Annotated in this window: 15 protein-coding genes and 1 tRNA gene; 15 read left to right on the forward strand and 1 reads right to left on the reverse strand. The window is 36.2% G+C overall.

Annotation, left to right across the window (positions count from 1 at the left end; all coding sequences use genetic code 11):
• Positions 1-14 precede the first annotated feature (14 nt).
• The 5 genes from GQR56_RS18100 (at position 15) to GQR56_RS18120 (ending at position 5,784) form a co-directional block, all read left to right on the forward strand.
• Positions 15-91: transfer RNA gene (locus tag GQR56_RS18100), tRNA-Asp, on the forward strand.
• A gap of 230 nt (positions 92-321) precedes the next feature.
• Positions 322-1,035 (forward strand): response regulator transcription factor, encoded by a 714-nt coding sequence (locus GQR56_RS18105; protein WP_024604903.1) that lies wholly within the window; start codon positions 322-324, stop codon positions 1,033-1,035.
• The gene (locus GQR56_RS18110; protein ID WP_166114102.1) at positions 1,032-2,390 is read left to right on the forward strand and encodes a histidine kinase sensor domain-containing protein; all 1,359 of its coding nucleotides are present in this window, start codon (positions 1,032-1,034) and stop codon (positions 2,388-2,390) included. The genes GQR56_RS18105 and GQR56_RS18110 overlap by 4 nt, the downstream gene beginning before the upstream one ends.
• Positions 2,391-2,598: 208 nt before the next feature.
• A complete protein-coding gene (locus tag GQR56_RS18115; protein WP_166114106.1) occupies positions 2,599-4,635 on the forward strand; it encodes a TonB-dependent receptor in 2,037 nt (678 codons plus the stop codon).
• Between the two features lie 18 nt (positions 4,636-4,653).
• A complete protein-coding gene (locus GQR56_RS18120; RefSeq protein ID WP_166114109.1) occupies positions 4,654-5,784 on the forward strand; it encodes a PepSY-associated TM helix domain-containing protein in 1,131 nt (376 codons plus the stop codon).
• Between the two features lie 151 nt (positions 5,785-5,935).
• Here GQR56_RS18120 and cysZ read toward each other — a convergent pair whose 3' ends face one another.
• Positions 5,936-6,646: a sulfate transporter CysZ gene (cysZ, locus tag GQR56_RS18125; protein ID WP_029880450.1), complete on the reverse strand. Its 711-nt coding sequence runs from the start codon at positions 6,644-6,646 to the stop codon at positions 5,936-5,938.
• A gap of 298 nt (positions 6,647-6,944) precedes the next feature.
• Here cysZ and GQR56_RS18130 point away from each other — a divergent pair, with 298 nt between their 5' ends.
• The 10 genes from GQR56_RS18130 (at position 6,945) to speA (ending at position 16,973) form a co-directional block, all read left to right on the forward strand.
• On the forward strand, positions 6,945-7,568 hold the full coding sequence (locus GQR56_RS18130; RefSeq protein WP_231613216.1) for a sulfotransferase: 624 nt from the start codon (positions 6,945-6,947) through the stop codon (positions 7,566-7,568).
• A 137-nt stretch (positions 7,569-7,705) separates the two neighbouring features.
• Positions 7,706-8,167, forward strand: a complete 462-nt coding sequence (locus GQR56_RS18135; protein WP_024611218.1) for a GNAT family N-acetyltransferase — start codon at positions 7,706-7,708, stop codon at positions 8,165-8,167.
• A gap of 460 nt (positions 8,168-8,627) precedes the next feature.
• On the forward strand, positions 8,628-10,883 hold the full coding sequence (locus GQR56_RS18140; RefSeq protein ID WP_166114113.1) for an EAL domain-containing protein: 2,256 nt from the start codon (positions 8,628-8,630) through the stop codon (positions 10,881-10,883).
• A gap of 99 nt (positions 10,884-10,982) precedes the next feature.
• Positions 10,983-11,180, forward strand: coding sequence for a CPXCG motif-containing cysteine-rich protein (locus GQR56_RS18145; RefSeq protein ID WP_024611216.1), 198 nt, complete (start codon positions 10,983-10,985; stop codon positions 11,178-11,180).
• A gap of 238 nt (positions 11,181-11,418) precedes the next feature.
• Positions 11,419-12,069 carry a peroxiredoxin-like family protein gene (locus GQR56_RS18150; RefSeq protein ID WP_166114118.1) on the forward strand — a complete coding sequence of 217 codons (651 nt, stop codon included), beginning with the start codon at positions 11,419-11,421 and terminating at the stop codon, positions 12,067-12,069.
• Positions 12,070-12,373: 304 nt separating this feature from the next.
• Entirely contained in the window at positions 12,374-13,243 is an 870-nt protein-coding gene (locus GQR56_RS18155) for an MYG1 family protein (RefSeq protein WP_024611214.1), read from the forward strand.
• Between the two features lie 106 nt (positions 13,244-13,349).
• Positions 13,350-13,811, forward strand: a complete 462-nt coding sequence (locus GQR56_RS18160) for a hypothetical protein (RefSeq protein WP_024611213.1) — start codon at positions 13,350-13,352, stop codon at positions 13,809-13,811.
• Positions 13,812-13,838: 27 nt separating this feature from the next.
• Positions 13,839-14,069 (forward strand): hypothetical protein, encoded by a 231-nt coding sequence (locus GQR56_RS18165; protein WP_024611212.1) that lies wholly within the window; start codon positions 13,839-13,841, stop codon positions 14,067-14,069.
• Between the two features lie 104 nt (positions 14,070-14,173).
• Positions 14,174-14,572, forward strand: a complete 399-nt coding sequence (locus GQR56_RS18170; protein WP_024611211.1) for a hypothetical protein — start codon at positions 14,174-14,176, stop codon at positions 14,570-14,572.
• Between the two features lie 487 nt (positions 14,573-15,059).
• A complete protein-coding gene (gene speA / locus GQR56_RS18175; protein ID WP_101216157.1) occupies positions 15,060-16,973 on the forward strand; it encodes a biosynthetic arginine decarboxylase in 1,914 nt (637 codons plus the stop codon).
• Positions 16,974-16,976 lie beyond the last annotated feature (3 nt).

Raw genomic sequence — 16,976 nt, forward strand, 5'->3', positions numbered from 1 at the left:
AATGATATCTCTGCGGAGTGGTAGTTCAGTTGGTTAGAATACCGGCCTGTCACGCCGGGGGTCGCGGGTTCGAGTCCCGTCCACTCCGCCACTTGTTATTTCCTCAATAACAAGTTTATGCTTGAAAAAACACTCAAAACACTCAAAACACTCAAAACACTCAAAACACTCAAAACACTCAAAACACTCAAAACACTCAAAACACTCAAAACACTCAAAACACTCAAAAAGTTAACTTTTTTCCTACACACTGCTTTTGATATTGATTTGTATTACCATTTGCTTTAATTTGTTTTAATACTATAAAAATTATGGCTTTCTATGTCTGCACCACAGGCCTATCAACGCAACAAATCTGATTTTGATATTTTAGTTGTTGAAGACGATACATTACTTAATGATCAAATTACGGAATTACTAGCCAACCAAGGATACTCTGTTACACAGTGTTTTGATGGTAATCAAGCGCTTGATTTAGCGGTTGCTCAACGTTTTAGTCTTATTTTATTAGATGTTATGTTGCCGGGCAAAGACGGTTTAGCAGTACTTAATATTTTACGTAGTTGTAATAACACCCCTGTAATAATTGTATCGGCAAAACATGCTGAAGAAGAGCGTATTCTAGGTTTATCAGCCGGTGCAGATGATTACTTAGCAAAACCGTTTAATAGCCAAGAATTATTACTACGCGTAGATTCAGTACTAAGGCGCGTTTTTAAACAAGACACAAATACCCCTTACATTGCTAATATTGATGGACTTGAAATAGATAGCCTACACCAGCAGGTTTTTCTGCATTGTGAGCTATTAGCTTTTACGCCTATTGAGTTTGCCTTGCTGCAAATTTTAATGAAAAACCAAGAACAAATACTGTTAAAACCTTTTTTATATCAAGTGGCGCTTAACAAGCGTTTCAGTCAGTACGATCGTAGTTTAGATATGCATATGAGTCGTATACGAAAAAAATTAAATAACGCCGGCTGGGATGGCAGCCGTTTACACACTGTGCATGGGCAAGGGTACTGTATTAAATGACACGACGTTTATTTTGGAAGCTGTGCTTAATTATTGGTACTGGTGTTGTTGCGATGTTTTATTTAATTAATGTCGCGGTTAATCATTTTGAAAATGATATGAGCATGCTAAGTGACTCAAGCCGAGAAGAGTTAATTAATTGGCAAAAAAAGGCTGAGGTTATATTTGATCAAGGCGATATGAACGAACTTGAGCGTTGGGTTGATGATTTACAACAACAAGAGAGTATTTGGGCTGTAATTGCTAAAGCCAATGTGGTTGAGTTAGCAGGTAATCGCTCTCATCGTTATGAGTATACAGGGTATAACTTGGGGCGAAGTATTGATTGGAAAATCCATCTGTATTTTGAGCATGCACCCGTTATGCAATTACCCTTTAAAGATGGTGCAACTAGCCTTGTTGTGCAGTTGCCGCAAAGAATGCGCCCAGGATCACTTTGGAATTTAACACGTTTGTCGTTACAAGTTTTATTACCAATGCTGATATTGGTGTGTTTATCGATTGTGTTATATCGCCATATTATGCATCCCATTAAAGAACTCGACTTAGCAAGTAGGGCATTTAGCAAAGGAGACTTTAGTGTCAGAGTCCGTGAGCAGCTGGGCTCACGCAATGATGAGCTATCCCAGTTAGCTGAAACATTTGATTTAATGGCAGAGCGGATCAGTGATCAGATTATGCATCAACGAGTATTACTAACTGATCTGTCTCACGAGTTGAGAACACCTTTAACACGCTTAGATATAGCAACTGACAATTTACTCACTCACAGAGAAAAGGGTGTAGAAGACACGCAAATCAAATTAGAGCGTATTCACAAAGAGTCACAGCACATCCGTAAGTTAGTAGATGACACGCTTACTTTATCCTGGTTAGATAACGAGTCACCTCAGTTGCGCATTGAATCTTTGGATTTAGTCGATTTACTCGAAATCCTCATTGAAGATGGGCGTTTTGAGTACCCAGATAAACTGATTTCTGCTGACTTACCTAATCAAGCCCATATTGAAAACAGTAATCACAGAGCATTAGGTCAAGCACTGGAGAACATACTTAGAAATGCACTACGTTACACACCCATTAATAAAAAAGTACGGGTTAGCCTCATTGATTATAAACATGAATATCAAATTATTATTGCAGATCAAGGTCCAGGAGTACCTAAAGAGCATTTAAATACTATTTTTAGACCTTTTTTCCGGATTGATTCAGCTCGCTCATGCAACAGTGATAGCTTTGGTTTAGGGCTTGCTTTAGCACAAAGGCAATTACATGCGATTGCTGCAACAGTATTTGCTAAAAACGATACTGCAGGTGGTTTAGTGATGACTGTAACGGTTCCTAAAGGTGTATAAATTACATTTTATATTGTGCTTGTAAAAACTGAGCAACGCTTTCTCGTCCTGCTCACGCCCTTACTTACATGTTTTTAGACAACTAAAGTAGATTGCACCTAACACGTCTTTGTATATGTCCTAAATGTAACAAATGTAAAATTGCTATGCTTTTCATTAAAAGAAAATGATAATCCTTCTTATTTGCAATTAAGAAGGAACGTCCCCCTTGAAAAAATTAGCCTTAATGAGTGCTATTTGTGCATCATTTAGTTCACCTATATACGCGCAAGAACTTGCTAAAAATACAGCGTCTGTTGAAAAAATATCTGTAGTTGGTTCTGCAACTAATTTGAGTATTACAGCTGAAGAAATAGAACAATATCAAGCAAGTGATCTGGCTGACATTTTTCGACATTCACCTTCTGTTAGTGTGGGTGGCTCGGTAGGCGTTGCACAAAAGATCTATATTCGTGGTGTTGAAGATTCTTTATTAAATATAACGGTTGATGGTGCACAGCAAACATCAACGTTATTTCATCATATTGGTCGTGTAACAATAGATCCTGACCTATTACAGCAAATAGATGTGCAAGCAGGTGCCGGAGAAGCAACAAGTGGTCCTGGTGCGATTGGCGGCTCTATCCGCTTTAAAACTAAAGACGCGCAAGACCTACTTAATCAAGGTGAACAATTTGGTGGACGTGTTAAAGCAAGTTACTTTTCAAATGACGGTACGCGTTTAAGCACCAGTGTATACGGTAAATTAAGTGATACATGGGGTGTACTAGGATATTTCAGTACTGTGGATCGCGACAACATGGAAGATGGTGATGGCGATACTATTTATGGTACGGCTGCCGATCAAGATATGATGTTTATTAAAGCCAGTGGTGAGTTAGCAGATAATCATCATTTGTCGGTAAGTATTGAAAAACGCGACGAAGAAGGGGATTTTTCAGCACGCCCTAACTGGGCGGTACAAGAAGGTGATGCTTTGTACCCAAGTGAAGCAGAGCGAGAGACTTACGTTGCTAATTATATATTTTCTCACAATAACTTATTGTATTTAGAGGTGACAGCATACAAAACCGAATCATCTTTTAATGGCGGTCGATTTGCTTGGCTTGCTGACATTGACACATATGGCTTAGATATTCGTAATACAAGTATTATTGATGAACATAAATTTGTTTATGGCATTGATTATAGAAACGATGAAGTATCGAGTGGGTCTGCAGCAGGTGCAAAAGAAAATTCAGAACAAGGCAGTGTACTGGGTGTTTATGCACAAGGTTATAGTGATATTACTCCACAACTTTTACTGAGTTATGGGGTGCGTTTTGATAGTTATAAGTTTAAACAAGACATCTTATTAGATGAATATTATGGCACTGCAATTACAGAAAGCGCATCGAGTTTAGACGACAATGAAGTGAGCTTTAATATCGGTTTAGCATATGACATTAATGATGCTTGGACAGTAGGGCTTGGGTATGCTGAAGCCGCGCGTGGTAAACAAATAGGGGATGGCTTTACCATTGATGGATATTTATATGACGGTTCAGATATTCCAGTAGCGGATGAAAGTTTAGTACCTGAGACCGTAGCTAATATTGAAGCATCCATAACGTACACTAATGAAAATTTATCCGCTAAGGCAAGTATTTATAATTCGTCTTTAGATGATGTGATATTTGAAGGGTATGAAGGAAACTCGGTTTATAACAATATAGGCACGTTAGAGACTAAAGGATTTGAGTTTGACCTAGCATATCGTTTAAATTCATTTGATTTCTTCATTGGATTTTCAGCTACTGATACAGAGCTTGACCCACGTGATGGGTTGTACAGTGTAAGTTATGATGCAATTGATATTAATGGCTATGAGTTTGTCGGTTTAGGTAATAGCAGAGGCAATACATGGGTTGCTGGCGTTGATTACGACATTAACACCGATGCAAAGGTTGGTTTTAGTGTAACTAAAGTCGATTCACTCGATATTGATACTCTTCATCAAGCTGTTGACCTTGGTTGGACTGATTCTTTATATACCCTAAATAAACCAAGCTATACCACTGTTGATTTATATGGGCAGTGGAATGTGACGAATGCATTATTATTTAATGTTGCTGTTACTAACTTATTTAATGAGTTATATATCGATCATTCAAGTGTGGGTGATTACAGTGAAGTATTTGACACTGTTGTTGGTCCATACGAATCTGGGCGCGATATTCGCTTATCGATTTCTTATCAGTTTTAAGAATAAGTAACTTATTTTATGTTCTTAAAATCGTTTAAAAAGTGGGTCTTTTGGGCTCACTTAATTATAGGTTTAATCGCCGGTTTATTTATTTTTAGCATGTCGTTCACGGGTTTTTTATTAACCTATGAGCGACAGATTGTTGAGCTAGATGAAATGCGATTTACTGTAAAAAGCACCTATGCTCAACAGCGGCTATCGACTGATGCTGTTGTAGATATTTTGCAAAAATCGCATCCGAGTCAATCACATATTTATATTCGTTGGGTAAATCGAGAAGGGGCTGCTATTCCTGCCTGGGCGGGGAAACATAGCTACTTATTACACCCTTATACGGGAGATGTCATTCGTGAAGGAGAGGGGCTAGCGGCTGGTTTTTTTCACGTTGTAACTGATATACATCGTTATTTATTACTGCATGGCGCTTCACAAGTGATTGGCAAAAATATAAATGGCTACGCTAATCTATTTTTTATCTTTTTATTACTATCGGGTGCTTATCTGTGGTTACCAAAGCGATTTAATCGCTCTGCATTAAAAGGATATTTATTACTAGCAAAGAGTTACAAATCATCACATCATCGAAATAGGCAGTGGCATTTAGTTTTTGGGATTTGGTGTTTACCGGTTTTACTCGTTTTGTCATTAACGGCTACTTTGTTTCATTTTGATTGGGCAAATAAGGCACTGTACGGCGCATTTGGACAAAGTGTACCCGAGCGAGAAAAGCATCTACCAGTATTAGATTTATCGGCTGATAAAGTACCTTACGATGCTTTATTCCAACAAGCTAAAGTACATGCAATTAATAATGGTGCTGCGGATTGGTATTCGATGTGGTTAGAATTAGGTGACAAAAAACACGAAGCCCGTTTTTATATTGATACCAGTATCGGGAATCGCCAAGAATATGCGTATTCATTATTTTTAGATACTCGCACTGGAGATGCAATTAAAACGCTAAAAAAATCGGATTGGACGCGAGGCGATCAAGCATGGGGAACATCTCGATTTTTACATACCGGTGAATACTTTGGTTTTATAGGGCAAACATTAGCTGGTTTGGCATCATTGCTAGCATGCTTTTTAGTTTATACCGGTATGGTACTAGCGTGGAAGCGCCTAGTAACGAGTAAGAGTAAGCCTTAATAGATTAATTATTTCACTCAAGGGTTCATCAATAATATAAAAATCCGATAAATAATCTTTATCGGATTTTTTAACCCTCTGTACTTACATAAGCTGTATGTTTGCTTTAATGAAAGCTGCTTATTTAATATTACTCATAGATATTATTTAACTAATCGCGATATTTAGGGCGGTAGTTATCTACCCATAAACGGGTAGCGCCACAAACTGCGACAGGCATTACGATTAAATTTACGATAGGGATTGCTGTAAATATCATAACGGCAAAGCCGAACCCGTACGATAAGCCTTGTTTGCTTTTTAAATCGTCTTTCATTTGTTTGAAGTCGATTTTATGATTATCGAATGCGTAATCTTTGTACTGTATTGCATACATCCAACACGTAAATAACACCCACAGAATTTGCCCTATGACAGGTAATATCCAAAGTAATATAAAAAAACCAATAGCACGGGGCAAGTAATACCACAGCTTTGTTAGCTCTCGTGCAAACATGCGTGGCACATCTTTTAATAACTCAGCAAAGCCATCATCATTAATTTGTTGACCTGTTAAATACAGTTCTACTTTTTCACTGAGTAAACCGTTAAATGGAGCTGCTATAAAGTTGGTTATTATAGTAAATAGCATACTGTAACTAAATAACACCACCAGCACTGCAATTGGCCACATTAACCACTCTAACCAACTAAGCCATTCTGGTAGCATATTATTGATGTAGGTAAAGCTGTCACTTAGCCAGCCAAATAAGAAATACAGCGAACTACTAAAGAGTAAAATATTAATTAATAGCGGGATCAGCACAAAGCGCTTTAATCCTTTTTGACTAATTAACTTAAACCCTGAAAAAAAATATTCCATGCCTTTTATGATCTGCACAATAACCTCAATAAATATTTACCACTGCGCGCAGTATAAATTGCTTAATAATTTTGAACAGTATTTTTAGGTAACAAAGTGTTTAGTTTCGTCGTTTTAATATAAATCAGAGCTAAAAATAAGTGAATAAGGTCGTTTTAACAAAGGCCGTTATTAATTAATCATATTGAATTACAAACAACTTATCTAAACAATTTTAATCCAAAGTACCAAATTTTCTTTATTATGGAATAGCAAACACATGTAATAATGAGGTGCTTTTTCAACATGAGTAACATAGATGTCTAAAGTTTTTATTATTGGTTTACCAAGAACCGGTACTACCAGTATAAGTGTCGCGCTATTAGAAATGGGGCTGTCGGTCGCTCATACTGCATTTACTAAAAAAGCGTTTGAGATGGCGGATGCAGTATCTGACGCGCCTTGTTTTAGCGACTATATGCATTTGGATACGTTATTTCCAGATGCTAAATTTGTTTACTTAAATCGAGATATAGATAAATGGGTGCTTTCTATCACCATGCTATTAAAAAAAATGGCGCCTCATTTAGAGCCAAAAACGGGAAAATTTAACCCTATTTTAAAACGTAGTTTTCATCAGGTATTTCCCTCAACATTACCTTTAACACACACCTCGTTAGCTGATTGTTATTTAAAACATCAACAGGCTGTTTTTTCTTACTTTAAAGACCGTGATGATTTTTTAATGATAGATGTTAGTGAGGAAGATAGTTTATTAAAATTAAAACATTTTTTAGGAGTCGCGATTAAAGGAAATACTGATTTCCCTAAATTAAATGTTGGGCGCCATGTAGCAAGTTGGAAAGAATATAAGCACCCAAATAAAATCAATTCTAATTTAGCGGGTGTAGAGCACCGTAAGTATTTTGATTACGTGTTGTAGGTAGTTTATCTTATTTAAATATTGATCTATCTTAAATAAACGTTTAAATAAGTGAAAAACGGGCTGAACGAGGTTGTTCATTTGTTACAATTAGGTATAGTTTGCCAACAAATTTTTAATACAAAATTGGATTTTCCATGCAGTTAGTCGATTTAAACCAAGATGACCAGGATGTGATTAATGTTTTTTCTGATATCGACCGACTTATTAACTCCTTATATCCGGTAGCAACAGCACAATCTCTTACGGTGAATGAGCTAAACCAGCCAAGTGTTTACGCTATAGGATTAAAGAATGAAGATGGTATTATTGCTTGTGGCGCTATTGTAAAACAGTTTGATAAAACACCTTATGGCGAAATAAGACGGCTTTATGTCAATCCTAGCTATCGAGGCAGAGGGTTATCTAGACGTATTATGCAAATATTATTGCATCATGCTGGGGAAGAGCAAATTCCACTTATAAGACTAGAAACAGGTCCTAAGCAAATACAATCGATTAAGTTATATGAAAACCTAGGATTTAAACGTTGTGACAGTTTTGGACCTTATCAAGACAACCCACAAAGTGTATTTATGGAATTAGGGCTAAGTAAGTAAAATACCCCCTCAAAAAATATTAGATAAATAAAGATTAGCTTTACGACGGCAAAATAACCTCATAGTAGGCACTACACGGTTTATAAACGGTGAAAGTGCTTTTAATCGTGCCAATTTGTAATGCTAATTTAATTAATCTGAACGAATTTATTGTAAGTAAACTTAACGCAGCTAGCATTGAAAATAGCTGCTTAATATAGATTTATGACCCACAGATCTGGTTAGCTATATCGCTGACCATCCTAATGAATGACAACACCCACTTTGAATTAACTCTACTTTTATTTCCTTTATTTTATACGATTGTAAAAATTATAGCTTTTAAGTAAAAATCTTTTAATCATAGCTATACTTATCTATATAGTATAAATATAAAGTTGATCTGAAGTTTTTATAATTTAGGCGATTAAATATATTCTTATAAATTAAAAACAAAAATAATGAAATTTTATGGTGGAATATGGAAACAGTTAGATTAAGAAAGTTGTTATCTCATCAGCAAGATATCTTATCTAAAATAGCACTAGGGTTACCTTTAAATGTTGTTATTAATGACATTTGTTTATCTATTGAAGAAATTATTGATGATGAATCTGCAAGATGCTCAATTTTATCATTAAGAGAAGGTCAGCTCTTTCATTGCGCAGCTCCAAATATAGATGACAAATACTGCCAAGCTATAAATGGAGTGCACGTTGGTCCAAGTGCGGGATCGTGTGGTACTGCTGCATATTCTAATGCTCGCGTAATTGTAGAAGATATAGCGGTCTCACCACTGTGGGAAGATTACAAAGAGCTCGCACTAAGCTTTGAGCTAAGATCATGCTGGTCAACTCCTATTATCTCAACACAATCCCAAATACTTGGCACGTTCGCTATTTATCACGATAAGCCTAAAGCCCCGTCAGCGTATGATTTAGAACTGATTGATTATTTTGTTCATTTTACGAGTATCGCGTTAGAAAAAAACGTTGAGTCGTTTAAAGCAAAACAGTTAATTGCAGACTTACAACAAAGTAATGAAAAATTTAAAGCATTTACTAAAGTGATGCCCGATTTGATCTTAATTTTAAGTGAGGACGGTGAATACACTGATCTTTATGGTTCTTCAAATGAATTACTGTATAGCTCACCAAGTACATTGATTCATCAAAACGTAAAAGATGCTCTCCCTAAAAAAGAGTCTCAGTTGATCATGAATGTAATTGAAAAAACATTAACGACTAACGATGTTCAATTTTTTGAATATGAGCTTGAAATTAAAAATAATAAAGTTACTTTTGAGGGAAGAACAGCATCTCTTGATCATTATCAGCCAAATAACCCATTGCAAAGGCATGTTGTATGGATGGCTAGAGATATTTCGGTTAGGAAAAATGCAGAGCAAGAAATAACGAAGCTAGCCTTTTTTGATTCATTAACTAATCTCCCAAATAGAAGAATGCTTAGCGATAAGTTAACGCTCTGCGTAGAAACAATAAAGCAGAGTGATAAAGTCGGTGCGTTATTGTTTTTAGATTTAGATAACTTTAAAAGGATTAATGATTCACTGGGGCACAGCGCAGGCGATGAAATTTTAGTTGAGTTATCAACACGATTCCGATCTGTAATTAAAGCACCTAATACATTAGCTCGGGTTGGAGGTGATGAATTTATTATCTTGCTAGAGTATGTTGGTGAAAATAATCAACAGGCTATTATTGAAGCCGAAATAGTGGCTAAAAGCTTACAAAGTGTATTTGATGAGAAGTTTGAGGTTGGAAAACTAGCATTTCAGGTGAGTTGTAGTATTGGTATTTGTTTAATCGATAAAATAAATTCAGTGACAGACAACATACTAAAATTTGCCGATACGGCAATGTACCATTCAAAAAAGAAAAGAGGTAATAGCAGTAGTTTTTATGATCCAGCATTACAAACTTTACTTCAAAACCAAGCTGAACTAGAAACTGACATTGTTAGAGCAATAGCATGTGATGAATTTTGTGCTTACTTTCAGCCACAAATTAATGCGCAAGGAAAAATAATAGGCGCTGAGGCGCTTATTCGATGGAACCATCCACAAAAAGGGCTAATAGCACCTAATGAGTTTATTCCGATTGCAGAGCAATACGGATTAATTCAAAAGTTACAAAATACGGTATTACGCGATATATGTATTTTAATTAATGACTTAAGCCGTAATAATATTATTGATGAGTCATTCAATATTTCAATAAATATAAGTCAGTGTCAATTTAACTCAACAACACTAAAAAATGAGCTGTTAAATGTAATTAACCATTTTGATGTGGAACCTTCACGCGTTAAGTTAGAGATAACCGAATCTATGTTATCGGGTGATATAGACAGCGCAATACAACAAATGGAAGAATTAAAAAGTCATGGTTTTATATTTTCTATCGATGATTTTGGTACAGGCTATTCCTGCTTAACTCATTTGAGTTCTTTTCCAGTAAAAGAACTAAAAATAGATAAAAGCTTTATTGATAAAATATGTGATAGCGGTACAGGTCATAGTATTGTGCAAACGATAATTAATTTAGGTAAAAGTCTTAATATATCTGTTGTTGCAGAAGGAGTTGAAACATTAGCGCAATTTGAAGTACTTAAAAAAATAGATATCGATGCTATACAAGGCTATTTAATTGCCAAGCCAATGACTCACGAGCAGTATTTACAATGGCATAATACGTACTTAAAAGATGGTATTTAGTTGTTGTAAATGTAAGTACTGTGAATTTTTAAACGCGCACTGAAAATGCTATTGTTACTGGTGTAATAATATTTAAGTTAATTTTCAGAAGGTATAAAAGTGAACCAATTACCAGAAAAAACAATTGAGTGTCCTTATTGTGGTGAAGCGATTGATGTTTTAATTGATACTTCAGATGTAGATGAGCAATATATTGAGGATTGCCAAGTGTGCTGTAAGCCAATAAACTTTTTAGTCTCATACGACATTGATGATGAGTTGGTTGTTAATGTATATGGTGAAGATGAAGCGTACTAATAAAGTGATATTACGTTGTTTTTTTGTAGCCGTTATTTATTGATTTTCTCTTTTTTAAATTAGCTTTAATTCTTAAAAAAGATAAATTTATATAAATAGGAGTAGTATTACTTCTTAAATTCGTAAAACTCATTTGAAGTTAATTGTTAAGAGAATATTTTAAGTCGTTGTTGTGTGTCTTTAAATACGGTGATTTATACTTAACATGAGTAAATTAAAGAGTGCGCTGGAGATAAATATGAAAAGTTTAAAAGAGCAAACTGATGCTAAAATTGCAGCAGGTCGACAAGCAAATCCTGATTTTATGAAAGGTGTTGACGATATAATTGAGCAAGCAAAGTCTTTTCAGCAAGGTAGCAGTGCAATTAAGGTGGGCGAACAAGCGCCGAGTTTTGAATTGCCAAATCCAGACGGTAAGCTAATTTCGTTTACCGAATTATTAGCCAAAGGACCACTTGTTGTTACATTTTATCGTGGTAGCTGGTGCCCATACTGCAACCTACAACTTAAAGCATTGCAAGCAAGGTTAGCTGATATCCATTCGTTAGGTGCACAGTTAGTGGCTATTAGCCCGCAGGTACCCGATGGATCAATGAGTGAAAATGAAATAAGTGAGATGGATTTTTTAGTGCTATCGGATCAAAGTGCAAAAGTTGCATCGCAGTATGGCGTTGAATGGGAAGTACCAGAGTACTTAGTAGAGCACATGCGAGTTGACCGTAAACTCGACTTAGAGGCAATAAATAATGGCAATGGTAATATACTTCCTATACCTGCCACATTTATTATAGGTCGTGATGGACTTGTTACTTGGCGTTATGTTGATGTAGATTACCGTACACGTTCAGAGCCAGATGATATTATTGAGGAGCTACGTAAGCTGTCTTAATTACATCCTTTATAATATAGAGTGATAACGCTTTAGTGCATTAAAACTATAAGTGGTGAGTTTTCATCCATGGTTTATGCACTACTCAGTTACATTAACGACCTTTCAATCAAAGTTATAGTAATAGGTTACAAAATACTCCCAATACTGTTTTTACAACAAAAACAGACATGCCAAACAGTACACTGTTTTTGTTAGCTACATTCGTATAAAATCCACCTTATTATATTTCCCTGAAATACTTCAAACCATAACGTTTAAATAGCGAGACTTTCTTATCCTTTCTAAAAATGACACTAAACCAATGACAGACATAACAGTAGTAACTCACAACGGTAATTTTCATGCGGATGACGTTTTTAGTATTGCAGTACTTAAACATGTTTTACCAGCGTTTAAACTAGTACGTACTCGCGATAAAGCGCTTATAGAAAGTGCCGACTTTGTAATTGATGTAGGTGGCGAATACGACCCAGAAACGAATCGTTTTGATCATCACCAACGTGGTGGTGCTGGTGAGCGTGAAAATGGTATTCCTTTTTCGTCGTTTGGTTTAGTGTGGAAACAGTATGGCTTAGCGCTGTGTGATGATAACCAAGCCGTTGCTGATAGAGTGGATTCAGGCTTAGTTTCAACTATTGACGCCATTGATTGTGGTCATGTTGAGGGTGTATCAAAAGGGATAAGCTTGAGCCAAACAATTTCAATGTTTAACCCTACATGGGAAGAAGAAAGTAACTTTGATACCTGTTTTGATGAAGCTGTTGAATTTGCAGCTCGTATGCTTATTCGTTTTATCGCCTCAGCTCACGGTAGCGTAAATGCAAAAGAGATTGTCGCCAAAGCAATTGAAAATGCAGACGATGCCAGAGTAATCGTGCTTGAAAAATACACACCGTGGAAAAAAACAGTGCATATTTTATCAAGTGACGCACTATACATGGTTTACCCATCGCATTCTGGGCAATGGATATTACAAACAGTACCCGTTGAGCCTGGCTCGTTTGAAGATAGAAAATCGTTGCCTAAAGCGTGGTCTGGTTTATCTGATCAAGCGTTTGTAGATGAAACAGGTATTGCCGATGCCGTGTTCTGTCACAACGGTTTATTTATAGCGGGTACCAAGTCGTTTGAAAGCACAATGAAACTTGCCACTATGGCGCTTGCTGAATAAAAGCTAAAATTAATACCTAAATAAAATTTTGAGATAGATACTTGCTTGTAAAATGATTAATTACGATAGTATCTATTCTCAATTTTATGTTTGTAAAGGGAATTTGATGGAAATAGAATCTGCATTGAAAGAAATACGAATGGTTTTAAAAAGCCATACTACCGAGCTTACTGCTGCGTTTGAATCCATCTATAAAATGGGTATACCCGATGAGGCAGATAAAATTGTAATCTGGATCCCTCTTGGTAGTCGTTACAACCTGTCGTTTACTTACATGACAAATGATGCAAATGAGATTTATAAACCAGGAATGGATTTTGGCGAACTTTCTGTTTTAGATCAGCTTTTAGAAGACTTGATTGACAACTACATGGATTCTGAATTTTACAAAGACATATCAAGAGCTACAGATATTGAAGTTGCATCGTGGTTATATACAGCACTAGAGTCATCATCGTTTAAAAGCGTTAGCTTACATAAGGCTATGGCAATTAATAATGTGTGTGCATATTTTGATTTGAAAACGTTAACTTTAATAGACGATTCAGATATGTGGCCGGAATATTAATTTTTAACAATAGGGTAAATTAACGCTATGCCAAAGCTTACTCATAATGAAATCACCCTTGAGCTTCCTGAAAGCCGATTTTTTGAAGATATGTTTGGGGTAGACTATCCAGGTTATCTCCCATATTGGCTTGCCTATATGAGCCCAAAAGAGAGGCAAGCGTACCTCCTAGCTACAAAATCTGAGTATATGGATATAGTTGATGAGATGTATAACGAAAGCTTTAATTGGCAAGAATGGCTACCTTATCCTTATTAAAACGTCACAAAATCCCGCACGCTAATTATCTATTTACTGTAATAAGGTGCTCTAAAGTTTTAATTTGAATACCTAACTAGCGCTTGTTTCAAATAAGGAAAAAGATGAACATTTCATGCCTTGTGATTATTTTTGTATGTATAGCAGCTAGCTACTTATTTTTTGTTTTTTTAATTTATAGGTTGCCTAAATCTCAACAGCAAAAACGTATTGAAGGGGAAGTTGTATTTGCCTTTATTAATGCAAATGTAAATTTTCGGGGGTTCTTTGAAACGATTATTTTAAGAAACAAAGTCATCCACTTAGTTAATAATAATGAGCATTTTTATATAAGTGCTAACGATTATAAAAAGCTCTGGACAATTAACCCACATAAATTATCTACAATGCACTGCACTTATAAGTTGAACTTAAACACTACACCTCTACTGTTTGGTGGGTATGGTTTATCTACGGTTGAAAATATGACAGAGATAGATAAAAAGCCAATAATAGTTAAATAAAGAGCCAGTTATATAATACTCATAAGTAGTTGTGAGCGGTTATTGGTGCTGGTGGATGTAGGCTAAGTGTTTTTGACGTGCAGTTTTTATTCACGTTGCAGAATACATAGGTATTACTTGGTCACAACACGTTGGCTAAATAGCAGTAATTTGAGGCGTTGAGAACACCTTACTCTAATCCATCAAAAGTAAATTCTATAAGCAAAGTAACTCAAGATTAATTTTATTGAATGGTGTAACTCATTTTTACTAATAAAATTTATAATGAGTCATTTAAAAACAGCCATTTTTTACAATTTTTCTTATCTTTAATAATCATCAAAGTCCTGTTTTATATGCGCTAGCGAGCAATACGTGATTGGTCGTTTTATCAACATTAAAAATCACTCGTTACGAGTAAAAATACTTGTTGGACTTGAATGTCTATTTTTCTTTTAATGCGCGGCACTAGCCGAGTCGGCATTAATTAAATAAAAGAGAAAGATAAATGAAAGAGACAACATCACTAGAACAAGCTCGTACGAGCTACAATGTTCGTCATTGGAGCCAAGGTTTTTTTGGTATTAATGATCAAGGTGATGTGTATGTTGCGCCCAAGGCTCATGCCCCAGAGCAAACCATTGCATTAACAGATATCGCAAAGCAACTACAAGATAAAGGTTTAAGCTTACCTGCTTTAGTTCGTTTTCCGCAAATTTTACACCATCGTGTACACAGCTTATGCGGCGCATTTAATACAGCGATTGAAAACTATGGTTACCCTAAAGACTACTTATTAGTTTACCCAATAAAAGTAAACCAACAACGTGAAGTGGTTGAAGAAATAGTAGCAAGCCAAGCACAAGTAGAAAAAAAGCAACTTGGTTTAGAAGCAGGCAGCAAGCCTGAACTACTTACGGTACTAGCACTGGCTGAAAAAACCAGCGCCGTTATTGTATGTAACGGCTACAAAGATAAAGAATACGTACGTTTAGCACTTATTGGCGAAAAGCTAGGTCATAAAGTGTATATAGTGCTTGAAAAGCTTTCTGAGCTAGACATGGTGCTTAGCCAAGCAAAAGAGCTTAACGTAAAACCACGCATTGGTATTCGCGTACGTTTAGCGTCGCAAGGTAAAGGTAAATGGCAAGCGAGTGGCGGGGAAAAATCAAAATTTGGTTTATCTGCGTCGCAAGTTTTGCATGTAGTTAATCGTTTAAAAGACGCAAACCAGCTTGATTTACTACAGCTAGTACATTTTCACTTAGGGTCACAAATGGCGAACATTCGTGACGTACGTTTAGGTGTAAGCGAAGCTGCGCGTTTTTACTGTGAACTACGCAAATTAGGCGCAGAAATTGATTGCCTTGACGTAGGTGGTGGTTTAGCGGTTGATTACGACGGCACACGTAGCCAATCGCATAACTCTATGAATTACAGTTTAGCTGAATATGCAAATAACATTGTGTACACCATTGGTGATACATGTAAGCAATATGAGCAACCAATGCCGACTATTATTTCTGAGTCGGGTCGTGCGCTTACAGCGCATCATGCTGTGCTTATTTCCAATGTTATTGGTACTGAAAGCTATACGCCAGAAGAGTTAGTAGCGCCAGCGGCAGATGCACCCCTTTTATTAAAAAATATGTGGGCATCGTTTGTGCAGTTAACTGATTTAACGGATGACCGTGCATTAATTGAAATTTATCACGACAGCCAAGGCGACTTAGCTGAAGCGCATAACCAGTTTGCATTAGGTTTATTAGACTTATCGCAGCGTGCGTGGGCTGAACAAATTAATATTCGTATTTGTTATGAACTTAACAAGCACATGGATAATAAAAACCGTTTTCATCGTCCTATTATTGACGAGTTAAACGTACGTTTAGCCGATAAGTTTTTTGTAAACTTCTCGTTATTTCAATCGCTTCCAGATGCATGGGGCATTGATCAAGTGTTTCCGGTATTGCCATTAAGTGGCTTAACTGAAGCACCAAAAAAACGTGCTGTATTACTTGATATAACCTGTGATTCAGACGGTGCACTTGAGCATTACGTAGATGGACAAGGTATTGAAAGCACATTACCAGTGCCAGAGTTTAGCGCTGATAAACCTTATTTAATGGGCTTTTTCTTGGTGGGTGCTTATCAAGAAATTTTAGGTGATATGCATAACCTGTTTGGCGATACGCACAGCGCGATTGTTAATATGGATGAGCAAGGCGTTGCAAGCATTACTGAGATAAACCAAGGTGACACTGTTGCTGATATGATGCGATATGTACATTTAGATGTTGAAAGTTTTCAGAAATCATATGAGCAGTTGGTAAGCGCAAAAATTGAAAAACACGAACAGCAAAGCGTTTTAGACGAGTTGCAAAGCGGCCTTGATGGCTACACTTATTTAGAAGAGTTATAAGCA

Source organism: Pseudoalteromonas sp. Z9A5, assembly GCF_011378875.1.
Classification (GTDB): Bacteria; Pseudomonadota; Gammaproteobacteria; order Enterobacterales; family Alteromonadaceae; genus Pseudoalteromonas.

Bases quoted from the DNA above. Each gene is read 5' to 3' on its own strand.
- GQR56_RS18105 (WP_024604903.1), top strand. From the start codon at position 322: ATGTCTGCACCACAGGCCTATCAACGCAACAAATCTGATTTTGATATT.
- GQR56_RS18110 (WP_166114102.1), top strand. From the start codon at position 1,032: ATGACACGACGTTTATTTTGGAAGCTGTGCTTAATTATTGGTACTGGT.
- GQR56_RS18120 (WP_166114109.1), top strand. From the start codon at position 4,654: ATGTTCTTAAAATCGTTTAAAAAGTGGGTCTTTTGGGCTCACTTAATT.
- cysZ (WP_029880450.1), bottom strand. From the start codon at position 6,646: ATGGAATATTTTTTTTCAGGGTTTAAGTTAATTAGTCAAAAAGGATTA.
- GQR56_RS18130 (WP_231613216.1), top strand. From the start codon at position 6,945: ATGTCTAAAGTTTTTATTATTGGTTTACCAAGAACCGGTACTACCAGT.
- GQR56_RS18135 (WP_024611218.1), top strand. From the start codon at position 7,706: ATGCAGTTAGTCGATTTAAACCAAGATGACCAGGATGTGATTAATGTT.
- GQR56_RS18140 (WP_166114113.1), top strand. From the start codon at position 8,628: ATGGAAACAGTTAGATTAAGAAAGTTGTTATCTCATCAGCAAGATATC.
- GQR56_RS18150 (WP_166114118.1), top strand. From the start codon at position 11,419: ATGAAAAGTTTAAAAGAGCAAACTGATGCTAAAATTGCAGCAGGTCGA.
- GQR56_RS18155 (WP_024611214.1), top strand. From the start codon at position 12,374: ATGACAGACATAACAGTAGTAACTCACAACGGTAATTTTCATGCGGAT.
- GQR56_RS18160 (WP_024611213.1), top strand. From the start codon at position 13,350: ATGGAAATAGAATCTGCATTGAAAGAAATACGAATGGTTTTAAAAAGC.
- GQR56_RS18165 (WP_024611212.1), top strand. From the start codon at position 13,839: ATGCCAAAGCTTACTCATAATGAAATCACCCTTGAGCTTCCTGAAAGC.
- GQR56_RS18170 (WP_024611211.1), top strand. From the start codon at position 14,174: ATGAACATTTCATGCCTTGTGATTATTTTTGTATGTATAGCAGCTAGC.
- speA (WP_101216157.1), top strand. From the start codon at position 15,060: ATGAAAGAGACAACATCACTAGAACAAGCTCGTACGAGCTACAATGTT.